A 7,595-nucleotide genomic window follows, 5' to 3' on the forward strand; every position below is an offset into this window, starting at 1 on the left:
CGGAACTGTTCCAGCACGTCCGGCGAGAGCCTCAGTGTGGTCTTCTGCTTTGTGATCGCCGCCCGTGGCCGCCCTCTGAGCTTTCGGCGCCGCCCTTAGATCATATTCCGATAAGTGGGAACCGGTTGTCGGATCGAAACATGATCTAAAATATTGAAATTAGGGCATTGTCCCCCTTTCAGACGGTCCATCTGAAGAGAGCGGGCCTCAGGCCAGCAGCTTCGTTGCCCTGCGGCTTGCGGAGATGGCCAGGAAGATGGCCGGGATCACCATCAGGGCGCCCATCAGGAAGGGCCCGTTGATATTGATCGGGAAGATCAGGCCGGCGCAGAAGGGCCCCACCACCCGGGCCAGGGCGCCGCAGGCGTTGTTCAGGCCCAGGATCTGTCCCTGCCGGTGGGGGTCGGCGGTCCGCGTGATCAGGGAGCCAACGTTCGGAAAGGCCACGGACTGGCCGATGGCGGTGACGCACATCAGGGCGATGGTCGCCGTCGTCCCGGACGAGAGGACCTGCAGGCCCGCCCCGACCACGGTCATCGCCATGCCGATCGCCAGCATTCGAACCTCCCCGTACTTCTCAGAGAGGGGGCCGGTGAGGAACATCTGCGAGATCGCCGCGGAGATTCCCACGAAGGCGAAACAGACCCCGATGTCCCGGGGCGTCCAGCCGAACCGCGCGTTAGCCCAGAGCCCGAAGGTGGATTCGATGCCCGTGAAGGCAAAACCCACCAGGAAGGTCAGAAGCATCAGGCGACCCAGCACCGGGCTCCGCACGACATCGTCGATGGCCGACCAGCGGTTGACCCGGTGGGCGGCACCCTCCCGGCGGTGGTTGCTCTCGCGGATGAAGACCAGGATGCCCAGCACGCAGAGGGCCGCCAACCCCGAGGCTACGAAGAGCGGGATTCGGAACCCGGCTGGCCCGGCGTCGGGGTGGGCCAGGAGCCCGCCCAAGGAGGGGCCGACGATCATGCCCACGTTCCAGGCGGCCCCCTGGTAGGCCATCTGCCGTGTTCGCTGCTCCGGCGGGGTGACGTCGGACAGGTAGCCCTGAATCACTGCGCCATTCCCGGCGGCGAGGCCGCCGACCAGCCGGATCAGGAAGGCGGCCAGGATGTTCGGGGCAAAGGCCAGGGCCAAATAGCACAGGCAGTTGCCCGTGATGGTCGAGATCAGGATCGGCTTGCGCCCGTAGCGGTCGGACAGCCGGCCCCAAAAGGGCTCGCCGAAGAACGAGCCGATCGCGTAGGCCGAGAAGATCAGGGCGATCTGCCAGGCCGGGGCGTTGAAGGACTTGGCATAGAAGGGCAGCAGCGGGACGATGATCCCGAAGCCCAGCATGTTGATGAAAATGACCGCGATGAGGGCCAGGGCCGCCAAGGGCGGCGTGGATCTCGGCTTGTCTGCGGCCTCCGACATGGCGCGGTTGTTAGGGCCACGCGCCCGGCCGGGCAAGGGCGGGCGGCGACGAAATCCGGCACCGCCCGGAAGAGGGGCCTACTTCGGCGCCAGGATCATGATCATCTGGCGGCCCTCCATGCGGGGCTCGTACTCCACCTTGGCCACCGGATCGAAGTCGGCCTTGACCTGTTGGAGAAGCTTCATGCCCAATTCGGGGTGCGCCAGTTCACGACCTCGGAAACGGAGGGTAACCTTGACCTTGTCACCTTCGCCAAAGAAACGGTGCATCGACCGCGACTTCACTTCGTAGTCGTGGATGTCGATGTTCGGTCGAAGCTTGATCTCTTTGATCTCTACGACTTTTTGACGCTTGCGCGCCTCGTTCTTTTTCTTCTGTTCCTGGAACTTGAACTTTCCAAAGTCCAGAATCTTGCAGACGGGCGGATCGGCATTGGGCACGATCTCCACCAAGTCTAGCCCCGCCTCTTGGGCGGCTTCGAGGGCGGAGGAGGTGGGCATGACCCCCTGCTTCTCGCCAAGCTGGTCGATCAGCAGGACCCGGGGAACACGGATGTCTTCATTGATGCGCGGACCGTCTTTGACGGGCGGCGCCTGGTTGGGCCGGCGAATAGGCTTCTACTCCTTGAACTGTTGAAGACGTCGACGACGGGAAAACGCCCGCCTAAGATCGATATATGACCTTGTGGACCGCGGGGATCAAGCAGAGCCTTCAACGGGGAGCAGGCTGTCGGTGGCGCGCGAGACCGTCGAGGGGTCCAGGGTCGACAGGTCGTCGGCCTGGACCACGATCACATGTCCCCTCGGTGCGGACAGGGCCGGGTCCGACGTCCTGGAGAACAGGACCACGGTCGGGGCCCCCGCTGCGGCAGCCAGGTGCAGGGGGCCGGTGTCGTTGCCGACCACCAGGGCGGCGTCGGCGCCGAACAGGGCCACGGTGGCAAAGTCGGTGCGGCCAGTCAGGTCCCGGGCCTGGGGCACGTGCTTCTGAATGGCTCGCCCCAGGGCGCTTTCCTGGGGTCCGCCGATGACCAGGATGTCGAAGCCCCGGTCATGCATCCGCCGGGCCAGCCGCCCGTAGTTCTCCACTGGCCAACGCTTGTCCAGCCTGTGGGCCGATCCGCCCGGAATCAGCATGACATAGGGGCGATCCGGACGTCGACGTCGGCCCCGGGCGGTCCGGCCGATCCAGGACAGGTCCGGCGGCGGTGCAGACAGGGGCGTCGTCGGAGCCTCCGGCCAGATCCCCGCCGCCTTCAGCTGATCGGCCTGGCGCTCCAGGGTGTGCATGGCGTCCTTGCCCGGCGTGCGGTGGGGCAGGGCGCAGCCAAAGGCCACGCCGGACCACTCCGGCGGGAAGGGCCTCAAGAGGTGGAAAATCCGCTCCGAGGCAGAGGAGGTCTGCAGATCGTAGACCCGGTCATAGCGCGCCGCCTTGAGCCGGCCTCGCAGGGCCAGCCAGGCTCCGGGCCCTTCGGGCTTCCCGTCGGTCTCGACCTCGTCGAAATAGGGGCAGGCCCGGGCCAGGGCCTCGAAGGGCGGCGTGGTCAGAAGGGTGATTCGGGCCTTGGGGTGGGCTACGCGGATGCGTCGCATGGCCGCCAGGGCCAGCACGAAATCGCCCAGGGCCGACAGCTTAATCACCAGGACCTTGCGGATTTGGCGGCTCATTCCCTGGCTTCCCGCGCCTTGAGGAGTTGCTCATACACCGCAAGGGTCGCTGCGCACATGGCGTCGTTGGCATAGAGCCGGGTCGCCCGCTCCCGGGCGGTACTCCCGAAGGCCGACAAGCCTTCGCGGCCCAGGTCGTCGGCGGCCGCCATGGCGCGGACCCAGGCGTCGGTATCACCGGGCGCTGCCAGCCAGCCGGTCTGGCCGGGCAGGACGGTCTCCGTCGTGCCGCCATGGTCCGAGGCGATGACCGGCCGTCCCATCACCTGGGGCTCAACCGCCGCCCGGCCGAAGGACTCCGGCACACGGGTCGGCAACAGGGCGACGTCCGCCGCCAGGAAGGCCGCCGGCATGTCGTCACAGTGCCCAACCAGACGAACCTCGCCCTCCAGTCCCGCGGCGCGGATGGCCGCCTCGAGGGACTGGCGAAAGGTCGTCCGGCCCTGGTCGTCGCCGGCGAAGATCACCCGCAGGTCCCGGCCCTCGGCCTTCAGCCGCGCGGCGGCGGCGATGATCGTCTCATGACCCTTGATCGGGGTCAGGCGGCCCGCCAGCAGAAAGACCAGGGCCCCCTCGCCCTCTGCCGGCAGGTCCCAGGCCCGCCTCAGGGCTTCCACGCGCTCCGAGGCCACCCGGGCCGGATCGAAGCGGGTGAGGTCCACGCCCCGGGGGATGGCGACGACCCTCTCCGGCGCAATCCCGTGCTCGGCCAGGATGTGATTCCGGGTGTAGTCGGAGTTGGCGATCACCCGGTCCACCCGGGTCATGACGGCGTTGTACCAACGTTTCGCCGGGCCCTTGGCGACATAGATGCCGTGATAGGTCGCCACCGTCGGCAAGCCCTCGGCCCGGGCCGCCCACAGGGCCGGGAAGGCCGGCGCGCGGGATCGGACGTGGACGAGGCTCACTCCCCGTTCCCGGATCACCTGGCGCAGGGCCCGGGCGGTCCTAAGCATGACCAGGGGATTCTTGCTGTGCATGGGCAGGCGGACCCGCTCGCCCCCCGCCGCCGCCAGGGCCGCCTCCATCCGTCCCCCCCGGCTGGCGACAAGGGCCCGGCCACCCGCGGCGACCACGGCGCGGGCGATGTCGAGCGTGGTCTGCTCGGCACCGCCGGTCTCCAGCTCGGGGACCACCTGCAGCAGGGTGAAGTTCGCGGGAAGGCTCACCCCGCCCTGATAGCGCAGGCCGTCGTCCGGCGCTATCAGGGGGCATGCAGGAGACTTCCGGACACCTGGAGCGCGAGGCGGGAATTTCCCTGGCCTGGCGGGCCATTGCGGGGCGCGGGCCCACGGTCGTCTGGCTGGGTGGCTTCCGCTCAGACATGACCGGGACCAAGGCCCAGGCCCTGGCCGACGAGGCCCTCGCCGCCGGCCGGGCCTGCCTGCGCTTTGACTATTCCGGCCATGGGGAGTCCGGTGGGGCCTTCACCGATGGGACCATTGGCTCCTGGCGGGCGGACGCCCTGGCCCTGATCGACAGGCTCACCGAAGGCGACCTTGTCCTCGTGGGCTCGTCCATGGGCGGCTGGCTGGCCTGCCTGTGCGCCCTGGCCCGCCCGGACCGGGTCAAGGGCCTGGTCCTCGTCGCTCCCGCTGCCGATTTTCCCCAGGCCCTGATGGTCCCGGAGATGACCGCCGCCGACCACGCCGCCCTGGCCCGGGACGGGGTCTGGATGCGGCCGTCCGAGTACGGCGCCCCCTATCCCATCGCTCGCCGTTTCCTCGAGGAGTCCGCCGGCTGGACCCTCCTGCCCGGCCCGGTGGAGATTGACCTGCCCGTGCGGATCCTGCAGGGCGGGGCGGATCCGGATGTGCCCTGGCGTCACGCCCTCGCCCTGGCGGAGGCCCTGACCTCGCAGGACCTCGTCTTCAGCCTCGTCCGCGACGGCGACCACCGCCTTTCCCGCCCCCAGGACATCGCCCGCCTGCTGGCCTTCGTCGACGAGCTCTGTGGATAACTAACCGCCGGCGGCGAGGATGGCGGCCAGGCCCTCCCGGTAGGTGGGATGGGCTGGGCGCCAGCCCAGGGCGGCCTTGGCCCGGGCGTTGGAGACCCGCTTGCTTTCGGCCCAGAACCGCCGGGCGGCGGGGGTCAGGGCGTCAAGGTCCAGGGGCGTTTGCGGCGGTGGCTCGGTGCCCAGCAGGCGGCAGGCCTCCAGGGTCACGTCTGCGGCCGGCGCTGGTTCATCGTCACAGAGGTTGAAGATGCCGGTCCGGTCCGGCTGGGCCAGGGCGGCGGCGAGGCCGTCAGCCAGGTCGTCCACGTGGATCCGGCTGAAGACCTGGCCGGGCACCGCCATGCGCCGGGCGGACCCCTCCCGCACCCGGTCCAGGGCCGAGCGGCCGGGACCATAGATCCCGGGAAGCCTGAAGACGGCCAGGGGGCGGCCCGTCCCGGCCCAGGCGGCTTCGGCGGCAACGCGGCGCCGGGAGGTCTCCGAGGCGGGCCGCACCTCACTGGTCTCACGGACCCAGCGTCCGCCGCGATCGCCGTAGACGCCGGTGGTGGAGAGGTAGCCGATCCAGCTGGGTCCGGACCCGGAGGCGAGGTGGGGGGCCAGGGCCTCAAAGCCGGGGCAGAGGCCGGACTCCGGGTCCGGGGCGGCGGTGACGAGGAGGGCGTCCGCCCGTCCCAGTGTCGTCGCCAGGGCGTCGCCGTCCTGTACCGACACGGTCTCGACCGCGCTCCGCCAGCGTTCGGGAAGGGGACTGCGCACCGTCGCGATGATGTTGAGACCGCGTGGCGCCCGTGCGGCCAGGGCGCGGGCCGAATAGCCGAAGCCGAAGACGAGGAGTCTCACGCTCCCAGGAGGTCCTTCAGCATCGCCCGAGCCCCCTCGGCCAGGTCGGGACGCTTCAGGGCATAGGCGACATTGGCCCGCAGGAGGCCCAGCTTGTCGCCGCAGTCATAGGTCGTCCCCTCGTACTCCAGGGCGTGGAAGGCCTGGTCAGCCATCAGGTCGGCCATGGCGTCGGTCAGCTGGATCTCGCCGCCGGCCCCCTTCCGGTGCCGGGCCAGGCGTTCGAAGATCTCGGGCTGGAGGACATAGCGCCCGGAGATGAAGAGGTTGGACGGCTCGGTCCCCGGCGCGGGCTTTTCGACCATGCCGGTCATCCGGTTCAGCCGGCTGTCCTGCCCGTCGAGGGCGACGATGCCGTACCTGTGGGCCTGGCCCTCCGGCGCCGGCTCGACGACGACGATGTTGCCGCCGACCTGGTCGAAGGCCGCCACTGCCTGGGCCAGGGCACCCGGCTCGGCCATCATCAGCATGTCCGGCAGCATGACGGCGAAGGGCTCGTCGCCGATGATGTCCCGGGCGCACCAAACGGCGTGTCCCAGGCCCAGGGGCGCCATCTGGCGCACGAAGCTCATCTCGCCGGGCTTGGGCAGGTCGCGCCGGATATCGGCCAGGATGTCCAGCCTGCCCTTGGCCTCCAGCTGGGCCTCGAGTTCGACGTGGTGGTCGAAATAATCCTCGATGGCGCCCTTGCCGCGGCCCGTGACGAAGACGAAGTGCTCGATCCCCGCCGCCCGGCCCTCCTCGACGATGTAGGACAGGATCGGCCGGTCGACGACGTTCAGCATTTCCTTGGGCGTGACCTTGGCACCGGGAAGCACCCGCGTGCCCAGTCCCGCCACCGGCAGCACCGCCTTGCGCACCTTGCCTGACATGGACGTCTCCGTTGCAGGCCCCTCCTCTAGTCGAGGGCGGCGGTTCCTTCCAGAACGATCACGGCCCGGCCGCCGATCCAGGTTCCGTCGGCTTCGGCCGATACCGTCACCCGGCCAGCCCGGCCCACGGCCGCCCCCTGGCTTGCGCCATAGCGCGGCGGCAGGAGTCCCTCGCCGATGAGCCAGAGGGCCAGGCCCGCGTTGAGGCTGCCGGTCACCGGGTCTTCGGGCACGGACAGGCTGGGGCAGAAGGCGCGGACCTCCAGCTGCGAGGCCCCGCCCGGCGGGTAGAGGGCAGCGACCCCCAGCTCCAAATCGCCCAGGGCGGCGAATTCCGGGGTCAGGGCGAGGACCCGCTCGACGGAGTCCAGAAGGACCGCGCACCAGCCCGGCCCGTTGTCGATCCAGCGCCCGGCCAGGATGGCGGATTCCGGAATTCTCAGTCCACGGATGATCTGCGCCGTCACCTCTGGCTCCAGAGGCCCGACTCGCAGCAGGGGCGGGGCGGCGAAGGCCAGGTCCTCGCCATCGATCCGCACGGGCACGAGGCCGACCCCGCATTCCTGGATGACCCGCCCGGAGGTCTTCGGCCGGCCGCCCGCCGACAGCCAGGCCCGGCAGGAGCCCAGGGTCGGATGGCCGGCGAAGGGCAGTTCCCGCTCCGGCGTGAAGATCCGCACCCGGTAGTCGGCGCCGGGATCGGTCGGCGGCAGGAGGAAGGTGGTCTCGGACAGGTGGGTCCAGTTGGCGAAGGCCGCCATCTGCGCATCAGACAGGCCCTCGGCGCCATGGACCACCGCCAGGGGATTGCCGTTCAGCGGCCCCGAGGC

At 69.6% G+C, this 7,595-nt stretch carries 8 protein-coding genes; 1 reads left to right on the forward strand and 7 read right to left on the reverse strand.

Going from position 1 to position 7,595, the window contains the following annotated elements:
* Positions 1 to 207 precede the first annotated feature (207 nt).
* The 4 genes from WCJ52_RS09965 to WCJ52_RS09980 form a co-directional block, all read right to left on the reverse strand.
* Positions 208 to 1,419, reverse strand: a complete 1,212-nt coding sequence (locus WCJ52_RS09965; RefSeq protein ID WP_336903153.1) for an MFS transporter — start codon at positions 1,417 to 1,419, stop codon at positions 208 to 210.
* Between the two features lie 78 nt (positions 1,420 to 1,497).
* Positions 1,498 to 2,031 (reverse strand): translation initiation factor IF-3, encoded by a 534-nt coding sequence (gene infC, locus WCJ52_RS09970; protein WP_336903160.1) that lies wholly within the window; start codon positions 2,029 to 2,031, stop codon positions 1,498 to 1,500.
* An 87-nt stretch (positions 2,032 to 2,118) separates the two neighbouring features.
* Positions 2,119 to 3,090 (reverse strand): glycosyltransferase family 9 protein, encoded by a 972-nt coding sequence (locus WCJ52_RS09975; RefSeq protein WP_336903154.1) that lies wholly within the window; start codon positions 3,088 to 3,090, stop codon positions 2,119 to 2,121.
* Positions 3,087 to 4,259 carry a glycosyltransferase family 4 protein gene (locus tag WCJ52_RS09980; RefSeq protein WP_336903155.1) on the reverse strand — a complete coding sequence of 391 codons (1,173 nt, stop codon included), beginning with the start codon at positions 4,257 to 4,259 and terminating at the stop codon, positions 3,087 to 3,089. The genes WCJ52_RS09975 and WCJ52_RS09980 overlap by 4 nt, the downstream gene beginning before the upstream one ends.
* A gap of 44 nt (positions 4,260 to 4,303) precedes the next feature.
* Here WCJ52_RS09980 and WCJ52_RS09985 point away from each other — a divergent pair, with 44 nt between their 5' ends.
* Positions 4,304 to 5,050 (forward strand): alpha/beta hydrolase, encoded by a 747-nt coding sequence (locus WCJ52_RS09985; RefSeq protein ID WP_336903156.1) that lies wholly within the window; start codon positions 4,304 to 4,306, stop codon positions 5,048 to 5,050.
* Here the strand turns inward: WCJ52_RS09985 and WCJ52_RS09990 are convergent, their stop codons facing one another.
* The 3 genes from WCJ52_RS09990 to WCJ52_RS10000 all read right to left on the reverse strand — a co-directional run.
* Positions 5,051 to 5,893: an SDR family NAD(P)-dependent oxidoreductase gene (locus WCJ52_RS09990; RefSeq protein WP_336903157.1), complete on the reverse strand. Its 843-nt coding sequence runs from the start codon at positions 5,891 to 5,893 to the stop codon at positions 5,051 to 5,053. It abuts the gene before it with no gap.
* Entirely contained in the window at positions 5,890 to 6,765 is an 876-nt protein-coding gene (locus WCJ52_RS09995; RefSeq protein WP_336903158.1) for a UTP--glucose-1-phosphate uridylyltransferase, read from the reverse strand. Before WCJ52_RS09995 ends, WCJ52_RS09990 begins: the two co-directional genes overlap by 4 nt.
* Positions 6,766 to 6,791: 26 nt before the next feature.
* Positions 6,792 to 7,595 (reverse strand): PhzF family phenazine biosynthesis protein (locus tag WCJ52_RS10000; RefSeq protein ID WP_336903159.1); only part of this gene is annotated, 804 nt, incomplete at its 5' end.

This window comes from Phenylobacterium sp. (assembly GCF_037138395.1).
Taxonomy (GTDB): Bacteria; Pseudomonadota; Alphaproteobacteria; order Caulobacterales; family Caulobacteraceae; genus Phenylobacterium.